18 protein-coding genes and 1 pseudogene are annotated in these 20,794 nt (G+C 68.2%); 6 read left to right on the top strand and 13 right to left on the bottom strand.

What is annotated here, in order from left to right:
• The 6 genes from AC1DBQ_RS13095 to AC1DBQ_RS13070 all read right to left on the bottom strand — a co-directional run.
• On the bottom strand, window positions 1-1,110 hold a 1,110-nt coding region (locus AC1DBQ_RS13095), incomplete at its 3' end, for an ABC transporter substrate-binding protein (protein WP_476928908.1).
• A 285-nt stretch (window positions 1,111-1,395) separates the two neighbouring features.
• Complete coding sequence (locus AC1DBQ_RS13090) at window positions 1,396-2,808, bottom strand: sulfate adenylyltransferase subunit 1 (protein WP_476928907.1); 1,413 nt, start codon at window positions 2,806-2,808, stop codon at window positions 1,396-1,398.
• Window positions 2,808-3,740 (bottom strand): sulfate adenylyltransferase subunit CysD, encoded by a 933-nt coding sequence (cysD, locus tag AC1DBQ_RS13085; protein ID WP_476928912.1) that lies wholly within the window; start codon window positions 3,738-3,740, stop codon window positions 2,808-2,810. Before cysD ends, AC1DBQ_RS13090 begins: the two co-directional genes overlap by 1 nt.
• A 146-nt stretch (window positions 3,741-3,886) precedes the next feature.
• The gene (locus AC1DBQ_RS13080; protein ID WP_476928911.1) at window positions 3,887-4,651 is read right to left on the bottom strand and encodes a phosphoadenylyl-sulfate reductase; all 765 of its coding nucleotides are present in this window, start codon (window positions 4,649-4,651) and stop codon (window positions 3,887-3,889) included.
• A 71-nt stretch (window positions 4,652-4,722) separates the two neighbouring features.
• Window positions 4,723-6,468: a nitrite/sulfite reductase gene (locus AC1DBQ_RS13075; protein ID WP_476928906.1), complete on the bottom strand. Its 1,746-nt coding sequence runs from the start codon at window positions 6,466-6,468 to the stop codon at window positions 4,723-4,725.
• 131 nt (window positions 6,469-6,599) lie between these two features.
• Entirely contained in the window at window positions 6,600-7,346 is a 747-nt protein-coding gene (locus tag AC1DBQ_RS13070) for a sirohydrochlorin chelatase (protein ID WP_476928905.1), read from the bottom strand.
• A 61-nt stretch (window positions 7,347-7,407) separates the two neighbouring features.
• Here AC1DBQ_RS13070 and AC1DBQ_RS13065 point away from each other — a divergent pair, with 61 nt between their 5' ends.
• Complete coding sequence (locus tag AC1DBQ_RS13065) at window positions 7,408-8,073, top strand: trimeric intracellular cation channel family protein (RefSeq protein ID WP_476928904.1); 666 nt, start codon at window positions 7,408-7,410, stop codon at window positions 8,071-8,073.
• A gap of 20 nt (window positions 8,074-8,093) precedes the next feature.
• Window positions 8,094-8,522, top strand: coding sequence for a hypothetical protein (locus AC1DBQ_RS13060; RefSeq protein ID WP_476928903.1), 429 nt, complete (start codon window positions 8,094-8,096; stop codon window positions 8,520-8,522).
• A 156-nt stretch (window positions 8,523-8,678) separates the two neighbouring features.
• On the opposite strand, the gene AC1DBQ_RS13055 is transcribed toward AC1DBQ_RS13060, so the two are convergent.
• The 5 genes and pseudogenes from AC1DBQ_RS13055 to AC1DBQ_RS13035 form a co-directional block, all read right to left on the bottom strand.
• Window positions 8,679-9,176, bottom strand: a complete 498-nt coding sequence (locus AC1DBQ_RS13055; RefSeq protein WP_476928910.1) for an endonuclease domain-containing protein — start codon at window positions 9,174-9,176, stop codon at window positions 8,679-8,681.
• A gap of 204 nt (window positions 9,177-9,380) precedes the next feature.
• A pseudogene (locus AC1DBQ_RS13050) lies at window positions 9,381-9,515 on the bottom strand (type IV toxin-antitoxin system AbiEi family antitoxin domain-containing protein); the annotation flags it as partial.
• Between the two features lie 666 nt (window positions 9,516-10,181).
• A complete protein-coding gene (locus AC1DBQ_RS13045) occupies window positions 10,182-11,282 on the bottom strand; it encodes a polyprenyl synthetase family protein (protein WP_476928902.1) in 1,101 nt (366 codons plus the stop codon).
• On the bottom strand, window positions 11,279-12,655 hold the full coding sequence (locus AC1DBQ_RS13040) for a geranylgeranyl reductase family protein (RefSeq protein ID WP_476928901.1): 1,377 nt from the start codon (window positions 12,653-12,655) through the stop codon (window positions 11,279-11,281). The genes AC1DBQ_RS13045 and AC1DBQ_RS13040 overlap by 4 nt, the downstream gene beginning before the upstream one ends.
• 12 nt (window positions 12,656-12,667) lie before the next feature.
• Window positions 12,668-13,459, bottom strand: coding sequence for a demethylmenaquinone methyltransferase (locus AC1DBQ_RS13035; RefSeq protein WP_476928909.1), 792 nt, complete (start codon window positions 13,457-13,459; stop codon window positions 12,668-12,670).
• A 153-nt stretch (window positions 13,460-13,612) separates the two neighbouring features.
• Here AC1DBQ_RS13035 and AC1DBQ_RS13030 point away from each other — a divergent pair, with 153 nt between their 5' ends.
• The 4 genes from AC1DBQ_RS13030 (at window position 13,613) to AC1DBQ_RS13015 (ending at window position 17,991) form a co-directional block, all read left to right on the top strand.
• Window positions 13,613-15,061 carry an isochorismate synthase gene (locus tag AC1DBQ_RS13030; RefSeq protein WP_476928900.1) on the top strand — a complete coding sequence of 483 codons (1,449 nt, stop codon included), beginning with the start codon at window positions 13,613-13,615 and terminating at the stop codon, window positions 15,059-15,061.
• 196 nt (window positions 15,062-15,257) lie between these two features.
• Window positions 15,258-16,208, top strand: a complete 951-nt coding sequence (locus tag AC1DBQ_RS13025) for an ABC transporter substrate-binding protein (protein ID WP_476928899.1) — start codon at window positions 15,258-15,260, stop codon at window positions 16,206-16,208.
• A 38-nt stretch (window positions 16,209-16,246) separates the two neighbouring features.
• Window positions 16,247-17,218, top strand: a complete 972-nt coding sequence (locus AC1DBQ_RS13020) for an amino acid ABC transporter permease (protein WP_476928898.1) — start codon at window positions 16,247-16,249, stop codon at window positions 17,216-17,218.
• Window positions 17,215-17,991 (top strand): amino acid ABC transporter ATP-binding protein, encoded by a 777-nt coding sequence (locus tag AC1DBQ_RS13015; RefSeq protein WP_476928897.1) that lies wholly within the window; start codon window positions 17,215-17,217, stop codon window positions 17,989-17,991. Before AC1DBQ_RS13020 ends, AC1DBQ_RS13015 begins: the two co-directional genes overlap by 4 nt.
• Window positions 17,992-18,088: 97 nt before the next feature.
• Here the strand turns inward: AC1DBQ_RS13015 and AC1DBQ_RS13010 are convergent, their stop codons facing one another.
• Together AC1DBQ_RS13010 and menD are read right to left on the bottom strand one after the other, a co-directional pair.
• A complete protein-coding gene (locus AC1DBQ_RS13010) occupies window positions 18,089-19,048 on the bottom strand; it encodes a hypothetical protein (protein WP_476928896.1) in 960 nt (319 codons plus the stop codon).
• A 255-nt stretch (window positions 19,049-19,303) separates the two neighbouring features.
• Window positions 19,304-20,794: 2-succinyl-5-enolpyruvyl-6-hydroxy-3-cyclohexene-1-carboxylic-acid synthase (menD, locus tag AC1DBQ_RS13005; RefSeq protein WP_476928895.1), on the bottom strand; the 1,491-nt coding region annotated here is incomplete at its 5' end.

Below are 20,794 nucleotides of genomic sequence, written 5' to 3'. Positions count from 1 at the left end.
GCTGATGTCGGCATGCTTGGTGGTGCCGGCGTCGACACCGTCCTGGAGCAGCTTCTTGTACGTCCCGGCCAGCGGGTCGACGGTGAAGACAATGTTCTTCAGGGACCGGTCGATCACGTCCGCCGGCAGAGCCGAGCCGGCCGCCGCCTTGAGCGCGGCATTGAGGACCRTGGCCTTCTCGCCCGCCRGGGCTGCGTTGAGCCAGTCCACGGATTCCACATGGCCCTTCAGCAGCGCCTGCACCGTGGCCGGGTGCTCCGCGGCGAACTTCTTGTTCACGATCAGCACCGTGGTGACGAACTCACCCCTGTCCCACAGATCCTTCTCATCGACCAGGACCTTCGCACCGGCCTGCAGCACCAGGCGGGACGCCCAGGGCTCCGGCAGCCACGCACCGTCAAGCTTGCCGTCCTGGAACAACTTCAGGGTCTGGGCGTTCTCGGTCGGGTTGATCGCAACGTCCCCGCCGCCGTCCGTGGAGGTCTTGAACCCCTGCTTGCCCAGCCACGCCCGCAGCGCCACGTCCTGGGTCCCACCCAGCTGCGGGGACGCCAGCGTCTTGCCCCTCAGATCAGCCGCGGTGTTGATGCCGGGCTTCACCACCAGCTGCGCCCCGCCGGACGCGGCGCCGGCGATGATGCTGACCGACGCACCGCCGCTCTTGACGTAGGAGTTGATCGCCGGGTTCGGGCCGATATAGGTCGCATCAATCGCGCCGGCGTTCAGGGCCTCGATCGCGGCCGGGCCGGCGTTGAAGACCTGCGTGGTCAGCTTCGTCTGGCCGAGTTCCTTGGCGATGAACCCCTTGTTCWCCCCGACCAGGGCCGGAGCGTGGGTGATGTTGCCGAAGTAGCCAAGCCTGAGCTCCGTGGCCGGGCTCGCGTCCGCCACGGCCGMGGAGGCCGTTTCCGGACCGCGCGACAGCGTGGAGGCCACGGCCGCACCGGCGCCGATCAGAAGCACAAGGCCCGCGGCCAGCGCGATCTCAAGAGTCCGCTTGCGTTTGGGTTTGCCGGTCTCGCCGGCAACGATCCGGGTGGTGCCGGGCTGCGTCCCGGGCTGCGTCCCGGACGGCTTGCCGGGCGCGGGGTTTTCGGGGGTGCGTGACATGGGGTGAAGTCCTGTTCTGGGGTGCGTGCGGAATTGCCGGGCGAGGTGGTCAGCGCCGGCGACATCGCCCCTGGAGGTTCCTGCGGGGGGAGCCGTGGATCCGTTCCGTTGTCTTCATTCATTCACCATAGGGAGTGTCATAAACGCGGTTCAACGGTCCGGAAACCGGGGGTCACGCGGGTTCATGCAGCGTCATATTCGGCCTCAAAAGACGCCAGCCTGTTTCCGGGTCCGCGGCATATGGCGGCGGGCCCGGAAACAGGCTGCGCCCGTGTAACAGATGACCTAGATCGAGTAGCGCTCGTCCTCGTGGTCGCCGGGGTGGTCGTTGACCAGGCCGGCGGCGAGGGTGTTGCCGTCGAGCGGGTCGATCACCAGGAACGCCCCGGTGCGGCGGTGGTGCAGGTAGTTCTCCAGGGGAAGCGGAGCTGCGAGCCGAAGCTGCGCGTGCCCGATGTCGTTCAGCTCCAGCGTGGTGGTCGGTTCCAGCTGGAAGCTGGCGAGGTCCAGCTTGCCCGTCACGTTCCGGACCAGGGCCTGGACCGTGCGGGTGCCGTGCTTGACCAGCACCTTGGCGCCTTCCCGGAGCGGTTTGGGCGAGAGCCAGCAGAGGGCCGCGTAGACGTCGGCGCTGCTTTCGCGCACCGTCCCGGCCGCCGCGATCGTGTCACCGCGGGCGACGTCGAACTCATCCGCCAGGMGCAGTGCCACGGACTGCGGTGCGGCCGCCTCGGCGAGCTCGCCGCCGGCGAAGTCGATCCCGGCGACCGTGGTCGTGCGCGGCGCCTGGCCCGGCGTCAGGACGCTGACCTGGTCCCCTAGCTTCACGGAGCCTTCGGTGATCTGGCCTGCGTAGGCACGGTAGTCGCGGTACGCCTCCGGATCCAGGCCGCCGGCGACGGCGTCGGGAGCCAGCGCACCCTGCGGCCGGACCACCAGCTGGACCGGGAAGCGGAAGCTCTCCAGGTGGCTTTCGAGTTCGTCGGCGGCCGGCAGGGTCTCCAGGACTTCCAGCAGGGCCGGCCCGTCGTACCAGGGGGTCCGGTCCGAGCGGTCGACGACGTTGTCGCCGTCGAGCGCGGAAACGGGGATAACAAGGAGGTCGGCAACCCCGTCGGAACCAAGCCCGAGCTCGCGGCCGACCTGCTGGACGTCGGCTTCGATCGCGMGGAACACGTCCTCGCTGAACTCCACGAGGTCGATCTTGTTCACGGCGACGATCACGTGCGCCACGCGCAGCAGCTGCAGCACGGACAGGTGCCGGCGGGTCTGCTCCAGGACTCCCTTGCGCGCGTCGATGAGCACGACGACGGCGTCCGCGGTGGACGCGCCGGTCACCGTGTTCTTGGTGTACTGCACGTGCCCGGGGCAGTCCGCGAGGATGAAGCTGCGGCGGTCCGTGGCGAAGTAGCGGTAGGCGACGTCGATGGTGATGCCCTGCTCGCGTTCCGCGCGCAGGCCGTCGGTCAGCAGGGCGAGGTCGATCCCGCCAGCCGAACCTCCAAATCCGCGGTCCGCCGAGGTGCGGGCGACGGCGTCGAGCTGGTCGGCGAGGATTGCCTTGGAGTCGTGCAGGAGCCGGCCCACGAGGGTGGACTTGCCGTCGTCGACGGAGCCTGCAGTGGCGAAACGGAACAGCGTGGTGGGCAGCGCCGCGGACGCCAGGTCCGGGCCCGCGAGGAAAGTTTCCGTGCTCATTAGAAATAGCCGTCCTTCTTGCGGTCTTCCATGGCGGCCTCGGAGATGCGGTCATCGGCCCGGGTGGCGCCACGTTCGGTGATGGTGGAGGCGGCAACTTCAATGACGACGTCGCGCACGGTGGCGGCGGCCGATTCCACKGCGCCGGTGCAGGACATGTCACCGACGGTCCTGTACCGGACGGTCTTGGTGATGACTTCCTCGTGGTCGCGCGGCTGGGAGACCTCGCCGACCGCGCGCCACATGCCRTCGCGGGCGAAGACCTSSCGCTCGTGGGCGTAGTASAGGCCMGGCAGCTCGATGTTYTCGCGCTCGATGTAGCGCCACACATCCAGTTCGGTCCAGTTGCTGATCGGGAAGGCCCGGACGTGCTGGCCCACGGTGTGCCGGCCGTTGTACAGGTTCCACAGTTCGGGGCGCTGGTTGCGGGGGTCCCACTGGCCGAACTCGTCGCGCAGGCTCAGGATGCGCTCCTTGGCGCGGGCCTTGTCCTCGTCGCGGCGGCCGCCGCCGAAGACGGCGTCGAACTTGTTGCGCTGGATCGCATCCAGCAGCGGGACGGTCTGCAGCGGGTTGCGGGTGCYGTCGGCCCGTTCGGMCAGCTCGCCGGAGTCGATGAACTCCTGGACGGAGCCGACGACGAGCTTGAGGCCCAGCCGCTCCACCGTGCGGTCGCGGAACTCGATGACCTCGGGGAAGTTGTGCCCGGTGTCCACGTGCAGGACCGGGAAGGGCACCTTGCCGGGCCAGAACGCCTTGGTGGCCAGGTGCAGCATGACCACGGAGTCCTTGCCGCCGGAAAACAGCAGCGCCGGCTTCTCGAACTCGGCGACGACCTCGCGGATGATGTGAATCGCTTCCGATTCCAAAGTGTCCAAAGACGACAGGCGGGCCGCGCGCGGAGCCGCAGAACTCGGGTGACTTGACCGCAGAGCCGGAGCAGCAGATGCCGCCCCGGGAGTGGCATCGGGCCTGTCGGAGCGGGACGCGATGCTGCTTGCAGCATCGCCGTCCCGCGCAGGGGCGGGGGCGGCATCTGCTGTGTAGGCGGTAGTGACCGTCGTCGTGCTCAAGTTGCTCATACGTGTAGTCCGCATTCTGTCTTGTCGGTTCCTGCCCAGCGGMCGGCGCGGGGGTCATCGCCGGGCGCTACCTTGCGGGTGCAGGGCTGGCAGCCAATGGACGGGTAGCCCTGTGAAAGCAGCGGGTTGACGGGAAGGAGGTTGTCGTCGGAGTACTGCACCAGCTGGTCGAACGTCCAGGCCGCCACCGGGTTGACCTTGACCAGGCCGTTGGCCTCGTCCCAGGTGATCAGCGGCGTGTTGGTGCGGGTGGGGGCCTCGTCGCGGCGGACTCCGGTGAACCAGAGCTCGTAGCCGGCGAGGGTGCGGCGCAGGGGCACCACCTTGCGCAGCGCGCAGCACTGGGCGGCGTCGCGGGCGAAGAGGTCCTTGCCCAGCAGCCGGTCCTGCTGCTCCACGGTGTTCTCCGGCAGGACGTCCACGACGTTGACGCGGAGGTTGGCTTCCACCTCGTCGCGGGTCGCGTAGGTCTCCGGGAAGTGGTAGCCGGTTTCGAGGAAGAGGACGTCGACGCCGGGGAGCTGGTCCGCGACGAGCGCCGGCAGGACGGCGTCGGCCATTGAGCAGGCGACGGCCACTGCGGGCAGCTCGAAATTGYGGGCCACCCAGGCGATGACGTCGCGGGCCGGGGCGTCCCAGCCGAGCTCGGCGGCGCCGGCCTCGGCGAGGGCCTTGAGCTCCTCGTGAGTGCGGAGTGCAACGGGGCCGTTGGCAGGCGATGCCGCCCCCGCCCCTTCGCCGCGCTGCTGATCTTCGATCAGGTCAGCGCGCGGCTCCGACAGGCCCGATGCCACTCCCTGGGCGGCACCGCCTGCCAGCGGCTGAGCCTTSGTCACTGGAGATCACCCTCTTCCGCGGCGTGGGCCCATTCGGCGAAGGTCTGGCCCTCGGCACKGTCGGCGACGAACTTCCGGAYCACGCGCTCCACATAATCGGGGAGATCCTCAACGTAAACCTTGAGGCCACGGACGGTGCGGCCGAGGCCGGCCTCCTCGCGGCTGTTGGACGCCAGCCCGCCGCCGAGGTGGACCTGGAAGCCGGGGGTCGGGTCGCCGTCGGGCGTTGGCAGCATCATGCCCTTGAGGCCGATGTCCGCCGTCTGGATCCGGGCGCAGGAGTTGGGGCAGCCGTTGATGTGCAGGGACAGCGCTTGGGGCAGCTGCTTGCTCTCGGCGAGGTCGGCCAGGCGGCGTTCCAGCTCGGCGACGGCCGTGGCGGCCGTGACCTTGGTTTCCACGATCGCGAGCTTGCAGAACTCGATGCCCGTGCAGGCGATAGTGCCGCGGCGGAACACGGAGGGCCGGGCGGACAGACCCAGGGCGTCGAGCTCGGCCACGAGGGGCTCGACCTCGTCCTTGGGCACGTCGAGGACCACGAGCTTCTGGTGCGGGGTGGTGCGCAAACGCTGCGAGCCGCGGGCTTCCAGGGTGTCCGCGAGCTTGACGAGCTGGCTGCCGGAGAGCCGGCCGGCCAGCGGGGTGGCGCCGATGAAGAACTTGCCGTCCTTCTGTTCGTGAACGCCGATGTGGTCGCCGGGTGTGGACGGCTTGGGCGCTGCGGGGCCGTCGGAGAGCTTGAAGCCAAGGTATTCGTCTTCGAGGATCTGCCGGAACTTCTCCGGGCCCCAGTCGGCCATGAGGAACTTCAGGCGCGCCTTGGTGCGCATGCGGCGGTAGCCRTAGTCGCGGAAGATGCTGGTGACGCCGAGCCAGACCTCTGCGGCTTCCTCGGGCTTGACGAACGCGCCGAGCCGCTTGGCCAGCATGGGGTTGGTGGAGAGGGCCCCGCCGACCCAGAGGTCGTAGCCGGCGCCGAGTTCGGGGTGGACCATGCCCACCAGGCCGAAGTCGTTGATTTCGTGGACCACGTCCTGGCTGGGGTGGCCGGTGATGGCGGTCTTGTATTTCCGCGGCAGGTTGGCGAGCTCGGGGTCGCCGATGAAGCGTTCCGCGAGCTCCTGGATCAGGGGCGTGGGGTCGATGATCTCGTCCTTGGCGATCCCCGCAACCGGGGAGCCGAGGATGACGCGGGGGACKTCGCCGCATGCTTCCGTGGTGGACAGCCCCACGGCCTCGAGCCGGCGCCAGATCTCGGGCACGTCTTCGACCCGGATCCAGTGCAGCTGGATGTTCTGGCGGTCCGTGAGGTCGGCCGAGTCGCGGGCGAAGTCCACGGAGATCTGGCCGATGACGCGCAGCTGCTCGGTGGTGAGCGCACCGCCGTCGATCCGTACGCGGAGCATGAAGTACTTGTCTTCGAGCTCGTGCGGCTCAAGCGTGGCGGTCTTGCCGCCGTCGATCCCGGGTTTGCGCTGGGTGTAGAGGCCCCACCAGCGGAACCGGCCGTGCAGGTCGGTGCCGTCGATGGAATCGAAGCCGTGCTTGGAGTAGACGGACTCGATACGCTCGCGGACGTTGAGGCCGTTGTCTTCCTGTTTCCAGGTTTCGTTGGCGTTCAGCGGCGTGGTGCCGTCCACTTTCCATTGCCCGTGCGGCTTTGCGGCGGGGCGGGAGGGTCGCTTGGTGCGGCCGGCGGCAGCCTCGTCCGTGGACGCTCCGGCTAGAGCTGTATCAGTCATGCATCGACTGTAGGGGTGGCCGTAATGCCGTCACAAAGGGTCAGAAACGCGAGGTCACCTAGGGAAACATTTCGTCACGAACCGCCGAAAAACCTTGAWCCAGCCGCCCTCCTGTGCATCTGGCCGAACAGTCAGGCCTGATGTTGGGCGGCCGCGGCCAGCGCGGCGTCGTAGCGTTCCAGGGCGATGCTGGCGAGGACCGGCGAGGGCAGGAGCGGCGCTGTCACAAGGTCCGCGCCGGCCTTGGCCAGCTGGTCGTGGAAGAAGCCGGGCGCCAGGAGATAGGAGGCGATGACAACCCGGCCGCCAAGGTCCACTCCCCCGGCCGATTCCCCTGCGCCGGCACCCCCGGCGGCCTCCTCGCGGAGCATGGCCACGGCTTCGGGCACCGAGGGCTTGGCGGACGCGCCGTACGCGGCCACGATCCGGTTGGACCGCAGGGAGCGCAGCTGCCCKGCAAGTTCCTCGACGCTGCCCGAGGCACTTGGGTCGGAGGACCCGGCGGCGGCGAGGATCACGGCGTCGTTGTCCGTTACGCCGGCCTCGCGCAGTCGCTGGTCCAGCAGCGCCGCGAGCCGCGGGTCCGGCCCCAGCGGCGCGGCGGCAACTGTGTCCGGCCTGCTCTTCACGGCCCGGGCGATGTCCACTTTGACGTGGTACCCGACGCTCAGCAGCAACGGAACCACGACGGCGGTCTCCCCCGCCGGGAGCCCCGCCACGACGGCCGGCAGGTCCGGGTCCTGCACGTCGACGTAGGCCTCGCGCACGTCCAGCCCGGGCCGGAGCGCGGCGATGCCGTCCCGGAGCGCGTTGACCTCCGCGGCTCCGAGCGTGCTGGACGTGCCGTGGGCGCAGGCGATCAGGATGGGGCTATTCATAGCCGTTAGCGTAACCTTGGAGCCGCCCCATCCGCCGCCTAATTATCGACCGGGACGCTTCATGACCTTCTCCTTCAGCCTTGTCCTGGTCTGGCTTGACCTCGCCGGCGTCTTCTTCTTTGCGGTCTCCGGATCGCTGCTCGCGGCCCGGAAGCAGTTCGACATCATCGGCTCGCTKCTCCTGGCCTCGGTGGTGAGCCTGGGCGGCGGCGTCATCCGCGACATCGTCATCAACGCCGGGCCGCCGGTGGCGTTCACCAACCCGGCCTACCTCGCACCTCCCCTGCTCGCCACGGTCCTGGTGTACTTCCTGTTCTCCAGCGTCCAGCGCTTCACCTCGCTGCTGGTCCTGTTCGACGCCGGCGGCCTGGCACTGTTTTGCATCACCGGCACCCTCAAGGCCCTGGCCGCAGGGATGAATCCCGTGGCTGCCGTCCTGCTGGGAGTCACGACGGCGGTGGGCRGCGGCCTGCTGCGCGACATCACTGCCAACGAGGTTCCGCAGCTTTTTGACCCCAAGGACATCTATGCCTTGCCGGCGTTTGCCGGGGCGGCCGCCACCGCGATCCTGTCCCTCACCGGGACCTTCACCGCGGTCTCCGCCACCGCCGTCACCGCCGTCGTCTTCGCCTTCCGGGTCACGGCCTGGCGCCGCCACTGGCACGCCCCGCTGGCCGTGCGCGGCTGGCACCGGCTGGGCCTGGGCACGGCGGAAAACGGCCGCTAGGGATTAGCTAGGATAAGACCATGACTGACATGTTCCTCGAGAAATTCCGCGCGCTTGTCCCGAAGTATCTCGAAGACGAATGGCAGGAAGAAGATGGCCTCGCGGCCGACGAACTCGACGCCGCCCTAACCGAACACCAGTTCCAGATCCCGCTGGTCCTGCGCGAGTTCTACCTGGCCGTCGGGGGCTGCGAGGACCTCATGGAGGCCTACCACTATTTCTGGGACCCCGAAGAGCTCGAAGTCGATGACGAGGGCTTCCTCATGTTCCTCGAGGACGAGGAAGAGCAGTTCACGTGGGGCTTCCGCGTCGGGGACCTCAGCGTCCCGGATMCAATCGTGTACCGCCGCAACAACGCCCGGGGCCAGTGGAAGAGCGAGKAAGGGACCTTCTCCGAATTCGTCTTCGACATGTTCGAGTGKGCCTTCAACGACGAGGACGAAGACTAGGCGGAGCCTCTCATTGGCTTAGGGGGCTGAGGGCCTCGCCGGTCCTGGGCACAGCAGCCCGGGGGCACTTTGGCACGGACACGCCGCCGCCGGGCCCAGAAATCCCCAACCGGGGCCTCAAAGTAGCCCCCGCCTGCGCCCCGCGACTTGTGCCTCTCACGGCTGGTACCCACCCCGACGCCACAACTCCAKCACCGCGAGGACCTGCGCAATCATCCGCTCCGGGTGGTGGACGACGACGTCGTAGCCGAACCTGAGAACCAAGTAGCCTCCKACGAGGCTTGCATTGTTCCGCCGTCGGTCCTTCTTCACCTGCAGCGGCTCCAAATGCGATTCGCCGTCCGTCTCCACCACGAGAATGTCCTCAACGAGGAAGTCCACCTCGCCCACCCCGGGAATCTCCACATGCCGTCGGATATGCAGCCCGGCACGGAGGAAGGCAGTGTTGGCCAGAACTTCCAGCAGCGAATCGGCCCGGGGAATGACCAGGTCCAGCACCGATCTGGCCCGGCCGTTGCGATTGCCCTCGAGTTTGCTGCGGAGGAAGGCCAGACTGATGTCCCCCCGGCCGACAGCACACTGGACCATGACAAGAGCTTCCAATTCCGGCAGACAGTGGAGGGCATGGATCAGGACGTCGGCGAGTCCGGCCACGGGCAGCCACGGGTGCCCGGGGTGTTGGCAGCGACCATGCGCCGCGACGCCGGGTGGCGCGGCCCGATGCCCAAGACACAGATGCATGGACTGGGCCGGCGCCAAGGTCCACAATCCGTAGCCCGGAGCGGCCGACAGGCATGTGAGCAACCCCTTGAGTTCTCGCGCCGCCCGGTAGACGCCGGAATCCTGTGGCAGTCCATAGTGTCCCCGACGGATCCTCACCAGGGTGCCGTGGGCCAAGGCCGTGGTTATTCGGTGGCGGCTGAATCCAGCCCGGCGAAGGTCAGCCGCGGTGGCCGTTCCGCCCCGCGAAGCAAGGAAAGTGGCAACGTTCATTCCGCCAATGTGCCCTGCCTGGTACCCGTCCAGGCCGCCTCGGTTGCGCCATGTGGAAAACTTCGGCCCACCAACCAGTGCCGCGGGGGCACTTTGAGTCCGACACGCCCGGGAAACAGCGCGGGAGCCGCATGCAGCGCGGCAGAGTGGCCCCGCACGGCAGCGTCCACGTCCACGGCGGCCACAGGGCATCTTGACACGGCCGTGACGCGATTTCAGCTGGCGAAAGGCGGGCGCATCTCCGGCCGCCGGACAAGCAGGCGCGGCCGGGGGCACTTTGAGTCCGACACGCCCGGGGACAAGCCTGGTAGGGGTMCGCAGCGGCTCAATGTGCCCCCGGAGGGCGTCAACCCAGACACCGAAAAACTGTGACAACAAATTTACAGATACCCCTAGACAGCATTACAAACTTGTCATAGTCTCTTTCTTGGGTTCACCAAATGCCTCCGGTGGATCTAATGCGAACGGAGAAATGGCCCCGGTTCGGCACAACGGAAGACTCGAACGTTGTGAGGAACCGGGGCCATTCCGTTTATGAAGAGGCAATCCGGAAGCGCCCAGGCGGCAGTGCCGGCCGTGCAAGTCGACGCTGGTGACGGCGGAGGGACAGCGCCCAGGCGGCAGGACCGGCAACCCCGGCCAGCCGACGTCGACGTCGCGGGGTGGCTAGCTGCTGCGGTMCACGACCGCGTGGGCGAAGCTCGTCAGCGAGGCCTTGACGACGCCTTCAGGCAGCGGCGCAAGGGCGGCAATGGCCTCCTCGGCCCAGGCGCGCGCCACCACCCACGATTCTGCGGTGACGGGGTGCTCCCGGAGTCCGGCAACGGCGKCCGCCAGGGCCTCGTCAGAGCTGAGGTCGCCGTCGATCAGCTTCAAGAGTTCGACGGCGGACTGGTCACCGTCGCGGGCGGCGTTGCGCAGCAGCAGCACGGGCAGCGTGGGGACGCCTTCGCGCAGGTCGGTTCCCGGGGACTTGCCGGACTTGACTTTGATCCCGGTGACGTCAATGACGTCATCGGCGAGCTGGAAGGCCACGCCCACTTTCTCGCCGTACTCGACCAGCAGGGCCTCGTAGGCCTCGTCCGCGCCGGAGAAGATTGCGCCGAGCTGTCCGGAGGCTGCTACGAGCGAGCCCGTCTTGTCCGCGATGACGGAGAGGTAGTGCGCCACGGGGTCCTCGTCCGGCCGCGGCCCCACGGTCTCGTGCAGCTGGCCCAGGCAGAGCCGCTCGAAGGTCCTCGCCTGGATGCCCAGCGCACGCGAGCCGAGCTCCGAGACCAGGATGGAGGCGCGCGCGAAGATGAGGTCGCCGGTCAGGACGGCGACGGAGTTGCCCCAGACCTCGTGGGCCGTGGGTGCGCCGCGGCGGAACGGCGCGGAGTCCATGACGTCGTCGTGGTACAGGGTGGCKAGGTGCGTCAGTTCAACGACGACGGCGGCCTGCACTACTGCGGGCAGGGAGGCGTCGCCCAGGTGGGCGCACAGCAGGGTCAGGAGCGGGCGGATGCGCTTGCCGCCGGCTTCCACGAGGTGACGCGACGTTGCGTCAGCCAGCGGATCGGAGTTGGCAATGGCCTCGCGCAGCTTCTTCTCGACCCGCGCCAGGTTGGTGGTGATCGCGGGACCGAGTTCGGGGTCGCCGGCAATGGCCGCAAAGCCCGCCGGCAGTTGAAGGCCGGTGGCGATGGCCGTGGTGTTGAGGCTGGGTTCAGAGCTCGGCAGGCCGTGTCCGGCGTGCGTCCAGCTTTGGTCTGCAGAGTTGGTCACGGGTTAACMCTAACTTTTGTTGCGGAAACCGCGGAGTTGGTGCCGGAGTGCGGACCGCTGTCCGGGGTGKGCATGGCCTGGTTGGACGTGGCGGGAACGAGGGATTCCAGGACCCGGATGACCCTGTCCTCGAATCCCTTGGCGGCCGGATCGGTCAGATTCGCCAGCATCCGGACCACGAACCGCATGAGCACAGGAATGGGCATGCCCGTGCGGAGTGCCAGTTTCATGACCGCCGGCTTGCCGATCAGGGCGGCGAAGGCCCGGCCCAGCGTGAAGTGCGAGCCCCATTGCTGCTGCACGTAGTCGGCGTACCGCGCCAGGTGCGCATCGGCGGCTCTGGAAGCCTCCGCCCCGGACCCCCAGCCGGCTGACGCGGAGCGGGCCGCGGCGTCGATGATGAACTCCGCGGCGAAGCGGGCGGACTCCATGGCGTAGGAGATGCCCTCACCGTTGAACGGAGACACCATGCCGCCGGCGTCGCCGAGCAGGAGCAGGCCGGGTGAATAGTGCGGGGTGCGGTTGAAGCCCATCGGCAGGGCTGCGCCGCGGATCTCCCCCACCTGGTTCTCGGGGGTGAAGCCCCAGTCCGCGGGCATGCCCGCGGTCCATTCGCGCAGGACCTGCTTGTAGTCCAGCTTGCCGAATTCCTTGGACGAGTTCAGGATGCCGAGGCCCACGTTGGAAGTGCCGTCGCCGACGCCGAACACCCAGCCGTAGCCGGGCAGCAGCTTTCCGTCGCGGCCGGGAAGCTCGAGCCAGCCTTCCATCCAGTCGTCCTCGTGCCGGGGTGAGGTGAAGTAGGTCCGCACGGCCACGCCAAGCGGCCGGTCGTCGCGTTTCGGGATGCCCAGCGAGACGGCGGTGCGCGTTGAGTTTCCGTCCGCGGCAAGGACGACGTCGGCGGTGAAGTCGCGCGTTTCGCCCGTCTTGCGTCCGGCGTCGTCCAGCAGTGCGGCCCGGACACCCGTGACACGGCCGTCCTCGCCGCGCAGGGCCTCGGTGACGCTGTGGCGCTCCAGCACGACGGCGCCCGCGGACCGCGCGTGCCGGGCCAGCTGCTCGTCGAAGCCGAGGCGGGTCCGGATCAGCCCGTACTGCGGGAAGTCGGAGACCTCCGGCCAGGGCAGTTCGATCGTGCGGCCGCCGGCGATCAGGCGCAGGCCCTTGTTCCGGCGCCAGCCCTCGGTTTCCGGATGCGGGAGTCCCAGCTTCTGGATCTCGCGGACGGCGCGCGGAGTCAGGCCGTCACCGCAGACCTTTTCGCGGGGAAAGCTGGTCTTCTCCAGCACCGTGACGTCAATGCCGGCTTTGGCAAGGTAGTAGGCGGCGGTGGACCCGGCCGGGCCTGCTCCGACGATCAGTACATTCACAGCAGGTATCGGCTAACGTCCGGGCCGGGTGATGTTGCGGCGCAGTTTGGCCACCGGTCCGGTGTGGGCGGCCAGCGCCGTTGCACCCGCGGCGTGGCCGGATTCGGGGCCGGCCGGCTTCTGGGCGCGATGCACGGCGACGATGCCGCCGCTGAGGTTGCGGTAGGTGACGGATTCCCAGCCGGCCTCCTGCAGCCACGCGGCCAGGTGGTCCTGGTCCGGCCAGGCACGGATGGACTCGGCGAGGTAGACGTAGGCGTCCGGGTTGGACGAGACCTTGACGGCGATGGCCGGCAGCGCCCGCATGAGGTATTCGGTGTACATGGTGCGCCAGAGCGGCACCACGGGCTGGGAGAACTCGGCGATGACCAGCCGRCCGCCGGGCTTGGTGACCCGCAGCATCTCGGCCAGTGCCTTCTTGKGCTCATTGACGTTGCGCAGACCGAAGGAGATCGTGCTGGCGTCAAAGGTGTTGTCCGCGAACGGCAGGCGGGTGGCGTCCCCGGCGATGAAGTCAATGTCCGGGCGGCGGCGCTTGCCGACTTTGAGCATGCCAAGGGAGAAGTCGCATGCGATGACGTTGATGCCGGCGTCGGCGTAGGGCTCGCTGGACGTGCCGGTGCCGGCGGCGAGGTCCAGCACGCGCTGGCCGCCTGAGACACCCATGGCCTCCACCACTACCTTGCGCCAGCGGCGCGTCTGTCCCATCGACAGGACATCGTTGACGACGTCGTATTTGGGGGCGACGTCGTCAAACATCGTGGCTACTTCGTCCGGACGCTTATCCAAGGATGCTCGGTTCACCATGACATTGTCTCAAATGATCGGCTCCCCCACGAACGGGCCGCCAACCATCGCCGCTTTCACCTGCGGCAACGGCCGCGGCCGCCGCGTCGAGGGTCCGCCAAACCCCGTATATCCACGGTCGGGACAATCACGGGCTAGTGTTATGCCATCATGACGAGCACGTTCCGCACCTTGACAGTCCCCCTCGATGCCGAAACTTTCCCCGGGGGCCTGCCGTCGTTTCTGGTCCGGGACGACGTCCTCTGCTGGACCCGCCGCGAGGCCGGGCTCGTGGGCTTCGGCGAGATCGCCCGGTTCACCGCCACCGGCCCCGAGCGGTTCCTGGAAGCGGACATCTGGTGGCGGCACCTGGTCCTGGAGGCGGACATCGAGGACGCCGTCGACTGCCCCGGCACCGGACCGGTCGCCTTCGGCTCGTTCGCCTTCTCCAAGGCTTCCGCCCACGAGTCCCGCCTATTGGTCCCCGAAATCGTTGTGGGGCTCCGCGACGGCCAGGCCTGGCTCACCCAGCTCACGTTCGACGACGGCGAACTCACCGAAGCCGGCGCCCGCGCCGCCCTGGACCGCTGGCTTCGCAGCGGCCGGGCGGCGGAGGACGCCGGCAGCGCCGGCAGCGCCGGCAGCGCCGGCAGCGCCGGCAGCGCCGGCGGCGCTGTGACGGACGGCGCTGTAATGGACGGCGTTGTGGACGACCCGGCGCCGGGCGCCGCGCAGGCCGGCGCCGCCGTCGTACGCCCTTTGCCCCTGGCCGCCGGCGCAACGCTGCACACCGGCTCGCTCAGCGAGGAAGACTGGATGGCCGCCGTCGCCGCCGGGGTCAAAGAGATCCGGACCGGCGCCTTGGAGAAGCTGGTGCTGGCCCGGGACATCGTGGCCACCGTCCCCACCGGCGTCAACGCCGCGCAGGTCCTGCGCGAACTCTCCGCACGGTACCGCGAATGCTGGACGTACGGGGTGGACGGTCTGGTGGGAGCCACACCGGAGATGCTGATCCAGGTGGAGGGCCGCACCGCACAGGCCCGCGTCCTGGCCGGCACCCTGGACCGCCGCGACGCCGACGGCATGGCAGGCTCCCCGCTGGAGTTCGCCGAACGCGTGCTGGCCGGCTCCGAGAAGCAGCGGCACGAACACGACATCGCGATCCAGTCCCTGACCACACAGCTGGCCCCGTTTTCCGAGGCCATGAACGCGCACAGCGAGCCGTTCATCCTGGAACTCCCCAACGTGTGGCACCTGGCCTCGGATGTGAAGGCGGAGCTCGCCGAGGTGGAAGGCCACGTCCCCACGTGCCTGGCCCTGATMAACGCCCTGCATCCCACGGCGGCGGTCTGCGGCACTCCCACCACGGTCGCCGGCGCACTGATCCGCAAGCTTGAGCATCTGGACCGCGGCCCGTACGCCGGGCCGGTCGGCTGGCTCGACGCCGCCGGCAACGGGGAATGGGGCATCGCGCTGCGGGGCGCGGTCATCGAATCCCCGCGGACGGTCCGGCTGTACGCGGGCTGCGGTGTGGTGGATGGCTCGGTGCCCGAGACCGAGCTCGCCGAGACCTGGGCGAAGTTCCGCCCGATGCTCGAGTCGCTCGGCATCAGCAGCTAGCCCGCGCCGTCCTCGGCCCGTCACATTCGGAAGAAATCCGGGATTCCAGACAGGTCGAGCATTCTGGACGTTGCTTTTGGGTCTGGTTTTGTTATCCAATAGTGAAACTTAGTTTTCTGTGACGCACATCTCATGTTCGGCGCTACACTATAGACCGGCCTCGTAACGCATCCCTTCGGCAACAAAAGGTAATAAAATGCAGATCTCCCGTTCGCTCCTGAGCAACCCCGCGCTGAAGGCCGCCACGGTCCTTGCTGTGAGCGCCTTGGCCTTGACGGCCTGCACGAACGCTTCAGAGACCGGCACCACCGGGGCGGCTACCGCTTCCGGCAGTGCCGCCGCCAGCTTTGACCCCAGCACGGTCAAGAAGGACGACGCGCTGGCGGCCATGGTCCCCGACGCGATCAAGTCCAAGGGCACCCTGACCGTGGGCTCGGATACCTCGTACGCCCCGGCCGAATTCCTCGGCACCGACGGCCAGACCCCGGTGGGCTACGACGTCGACATCGCCAAGGCGATCGGCGCCGCGCTGGGCCTGAAGGTCCAGGTCCAGACGTCCGAATTCACCGGCATCCTTCCGGCCCTCGGCCCCAAGTACGACCTCGGCATCTCCTCGTTCACGATCAACCCGGAGCGGCTCGCCGCGGTGAACATGGTCAGCTACTTCAACGCGGGCACCGCCTGGGCCGTGCAGAAGGGCAACCCGAAGAAGGTTTCCCTGGATGACCTGTGCGGCAAGTCCATCGGCGTCCAGACCGGTACCGTCCAGGAAGATCCGGACCTCTCGGGCCGCAACAAGAAGTGCGTCGACGCGGGCAAGCAGCCCATCAACATCGTCACGCTGAAGACCCAGACGGATATCACCACCCGCCTGGTCAACGGCAGCATCGATGCGATGGCAGCCGACTCCCCCATCATCGGCTACGCGCTGACCCAGACCAACGGCCAGCTCGAGAAGCTGGGTGACGTCTACGACTCCGCTMCCCAGGGCATCGCCGTCGCCAAGTCCGATACTGCTCTGGCCGACGTCGTCCAGAAGACTCTCACCAAGCTGATGCAGGACGGTTCCTACAAGAAGATCCTTGAGGGCTGGGGCAACGGCGACGGCGCCATCACCAAGTCCGAGGTCAACCCGGCGGTCGGCTAATGAGCATCCCMACAACCAATCACAAATCAGGTGTACAGATGGACAGCCATCAGGACAGCCACGCAGCACCGGTACTAAATAAGGCGGTGCCGGTGCGGCACCCCGGCCGCTGGATCAGCGCCGTCATCATTATCGGCGCGTTGGCTCTCTTCCTGCAGAGCCTGTTCACGAACCCCAATTTCCGCTGGGACGTCGTGGGCGCCTACATCTTGGACGTCAAGGTGGTCCAGGGTGTCGTCTGGACCTTGGTCCTGACGGTTGCGTCCATGATCCTGGCCATCATTCTGGCCATCCTCCTGGCCTTCATGCGGCAGTCGGAGAACCCTGTATTCCGCTGGTCCAGCTGGACCTGGGTCTGGTTCTTCCGCGGCACCCCGGTCTACACCCAGTTGATCTTCTGGGGCCTGATCGCCGTTCTCTACCCCAAGATCAGCGCCGGTGTCCCGTTCGGGCCGGAGATGTTCAGCGTGGACACCAGCACGGTGGTCACGGCAACGGTGGCGGCGATCCTGGGCCTTGGCCTCAATGAATCCGCCTACCTCGCGGAAATCTTCCGGGCCGGGCTCAAGTCCGTGGACMAGGGCCAGATGGAAGCCGCCGAGGCTCTGGGCATGGGCAAGACCAAAATCATGTGGCGGATCATCCTGCCGCAGGCGATGCGGGTAATCGTGCCCCCCACCGGGAACGAAACCATCGGCATGCTCAAGACCACCTCGCTGGTCCTGGCCGTGCCCTTCAYCCTGGACCTGACCTTTGCCACCAACGCCCTGGCGAACCGGACGTACCTGCCGGTTCCCCTGCTGATCGTGGCGGCCATCTGGTACCTCGTCATCACTAGCCTCCTGATGGTGGGCCAGCACTTCATCGAGGCCTACTACGGCAAGGGCGTGGACAACCGGACCCCCGCCACGGTGAACCCGGCCGCCGCCAAGGCTGCCGCCGCCGTGGCACCGAGCGCCGACGCCGAGCCGGCACTCAAGATGGACTTCCCTGAGGAGGAGGCGAAATGACGATCACTACTGACAAACCGCTGGTACAGATCGAGGGCCTTCACAAGTACTACGGCCAGCACCACGTGCTGCGCGGGATCGACCTGACGGTCAACCAGGGCGAGGTGTCGGTGGTGATCGGCCCGTCCGGTTCGGGCAAATCGACCATGCTTCGCTGCGTGAACCTGCTGGAGACCATCAGCGCCGGACGCATTTCCGTAGGCGGGGAGCTGATCGGCTACCGCGAGGTCAAGGGCAGGCTCCATGACCTGAAGGCCAAGGAGATCGCCGCCCAGCGCCGCGAGATCGGCATGGTGTTCCAGCGCTTCAACCTGTTCCCGCACAAGACCGCCGTGCAGAACATCATGGAAGCTCCGGTCCAGGTCAAAGGCCAGTCCAAGACAGTGGCCCGGAAGCGTGCCTTGGAGCTGCTGGACCGGGTGGGTCTCGCGGACCGCTCCGGCCACTACCCGAACCAGCTCTCCGGCGGCCAGCAGCAGCGTGTTGCGATTGCCCGGGCTCTGGCCATGGACCCCGAGCTCATGCTCTTCGACGAGCCGACGTCCGCGCTCGACCCCGAGCTCGTGGGCGACGTCCTGAACGTGATGAAGGACCTCGCTAAGTCCGGCATGACCATGATCGTGGTGACCCACGAGATCGGCTTCGCCCGCGAAGTCGGCGACCGCCTGACGTTCATGGACGGCGGCGTGGTCGTGGAGTCGGGCGACCCGCGCGAGGTCCTGGCCAACCCGCAGCACCCCCGCACCAAGGAATTCCTGAGCCGGGTGCTGTAGCCCGAGGCGCAAATCGCCTATCGATGCGCAAATGCCCTGTCGCTACCGTTATTCGGGTAGCGACAGGGCATTTGCGCGTCGTGGGACAGGTTGCGTGTCATGGCCATACGGCCGAACGGGCTCGACGGCGGGGCACACCGAACGCGGCCAGCTTCTGTTCCAGCCGGCCGGGCTCTATGAGGTCCGCCCAKACCCACCGCACTACCCGGAGCCCCATCGCCCGGATCCGGTTTTCGCGCTCTTTCTCGTCMACGACGGCCTGCGATGCGGTCCTGCCCTGAAGGTATTCGGGTTTCAGATATTTCTCGACGCCGTCGAACTCGCCCACCAGCCGTGCAGTGTCCCAGTAGTAGTCGGTGTAGCCCGCGAGACCGGCGCTGTCCCGGACTTCGTGCTGAAGTTCCGGCGGTTGGAAGCCGGCCACCCACATGAGCCCGCGGCTGTACGACTCCCCAGGGGACCCGGACCGCGGATCCGCGAACTCCACGGCAGTCCTGATCCGCAGCGCAGCCGCCGCTGTGTAATTGCCGTCGACACCCGCCAGCAGCATTTCCTTCGAGAGCGCGGGCAACCCTTGGGCTGCGTCCGGCCTGAGTACATGGTCCAAGGGAACAATAGCTTGGGCAAACGGTGTAAAGGCAGCGAGATCCAACACCGTGCGGACCCGCCCCGTGACCAGAAGGCCTTCGCGCCGGAACACCTTGAGACCGTCCGGGGCCGCGTAGTGCCGCTGGACTCCTGCACGCGAGCGTCCGCCGGCGTTCTGAAGCGTCAGGGCATGGACCGGATGGCGCTGTCCAATGGTTGGAACTCCCCACACGGACGCGGCGGAGTGCCTGGCAAAGACTGTCGGTGCCGTGAATGCCTCCGCCGCCGCGCTCACCCGGAGCCGGTATTGTTCCCAAGGCTGCAGCGCCCGCCACGCCTCCCCATCGACGTAGACGCCTTGACGCACGCGGACAAGCACCCCTGACCGGCAGCGTTTGGCGAGCTCTTTCGGTGTGAGGCCCTGCTGGACATGCTCGCGGGCCAGGATCAGTCTTGGTAGTTCCTTCATGGAACGAAGATCGCAGCACGGGAGYGGCGGCGCCATGAGCTWCCGCCCGAGTGTGGACAACCCGACGCGCATTCCGTTCTGCGACGCGCAACTTACCTGTCGCGGCGGGAATTCCGGCGTCGGTGGGTAATTTGCGCGTCGCCAGGGCACGAAGCGCGTCGGTGGGTAATTTGCGCGTCGCCAGGGCACGAAGCGCGTCGGTGGGTAATTTGCGCGTCGCCGGGCACGAAGCGCGTCGTGCCTGCAGAAACAGGGCTAGGCCTGCGGGACGCCTTCCACGGCGGCCTCGACGGCGGCCCGGATGGCACGGTGCAGTTTTCCGAGGCTGTGCCGGTCCGTGCGCACTTCGATGATGCTGCGGCCTTCCACCGGGCGGGACAGCGCGTCGGCGAGTTCCGCCGTCGTGCCCACCAGACGGTGCGCGACGCCGTAGGCGGCCGCCAGCGCGGCGAGATCCACGCGCTGCGGGGTCGCGAAGAGGCGTTCGACGGCGTTCCCGTAGCGCCCCGCCGCGGCCACCGCGCCGTGCTCCAGGAGACCAAAGATGGCTCCGCCTGCGTCGTTGAGCACCACGATGCGCAGCAGGGGTTCGGCCTCCCCGGCACCGAGGAGGAGCCCGCCGGCGTCGTGCAGGAACGTGACGTCACCCATGAGCACTGTGGTTTCCTGGCGCCCGCCGAGCGCGATGCCCGTCGCGGTGGACGTGGTGCCGTCGATCCCGGCGAGGCCGCGGTTGGCGAACATGGTGGCCTGCGGTTCAGCGGGCGGTGCCCCCGCGAGGTCGACGTCGCGGATCCCGTTCGACGAGCCCAKCACCAGCTGCCCGCGGCTGTGTTTCCAGACCTCGGCGCCGACGGACGGCCCGGTCGCAGCCGGGGACGCGGCGAGGACCAGGTCCACGGCGTGCTGCGCGGCGGCGCCTGCCATCAGCCAGGCATCGAGCCACGCGGCAGACCCGCGCCCGGCGAACTCCGCCAGGTCCGCGAGGCTTTCCAGTGGCAGTTCGGTCCGCCGGCCGGGTTCGTACCAGGCCACGGGGCCGGGCTGGTACAGGGCCGACGGCACGTCCGCCCGGGCCAGGAGCGCACTGACCGGCCGGGAGAGCGTCGGCCGGCCGAAGAGGACCACGCGTTCGATCGGCTGGGCGGAGTCCGCGCCGAAGTGGTCGATCAGCAGCCGGTAGGGCCCGACGGCGTTGGGGCCGAACCGGGCATTGGAGGAGGGTTCGGCCAGCAGCGGCAGGCTGTGCGCGCGGGCGAAGGCCTCGGCGACCGGACCGGCGTCGTGCCCGGCCAGGACGACGGTGCGGCGCTCCGGCAGGGCCGGTGGCGCGGCCGGGAAGTMCAGCGCCAGGGGGTTCCGGGCGGCCCGGTAGACACCGCGCCCGGCCGCTGCGGGCAAGGCATCGCCCTCCGCCGGGACCAGCGGGTCGCGGAAGGCCAGGTTGAGCTGGACCGGCCCGGGAGGCGTGTCCTCGAAGGCTCCGGTGGCGGCACTAAGGGCAGTATCCACGGCGCGCTGCGGATCGCTGCCCGCAGGGACGTCGACGGCGAAGCGAACGTGCTCGCCGAACAGGTCCAGCTGCACCGTAGTCTGGTTGGCCCCGGTCCCGCGCAGTTCCTCGGGCCGGTCGGCKGACAGGACCACGAGCGGCACCGCGGCGTGGTTTGCCTCCATCACTGCCGGCAGGAGATTGCCGACGGCAGTCCCGGACGTGGTGAGGACGGCGACCGGGGCCCCCGTGGA

The organism is Arthrobacter sp. 10T413_2, from assembly GCF_056394205.1.
The sequence above is the reverse complement of the archived record's forward strand: the minus strand, read 5'-3'. Positions and strand labels throughout refer to the sequence as shown.

Excerpts from the sequence above, each read along its gene's own strand:
- AC1DBQ_RS13015 (WP_476928897.1), top strand. The coding sequence starts at position 17,215 with ATGACGATCACTACTGACAAACCGCTGGTACAGATCGAGGGCCTTCAC.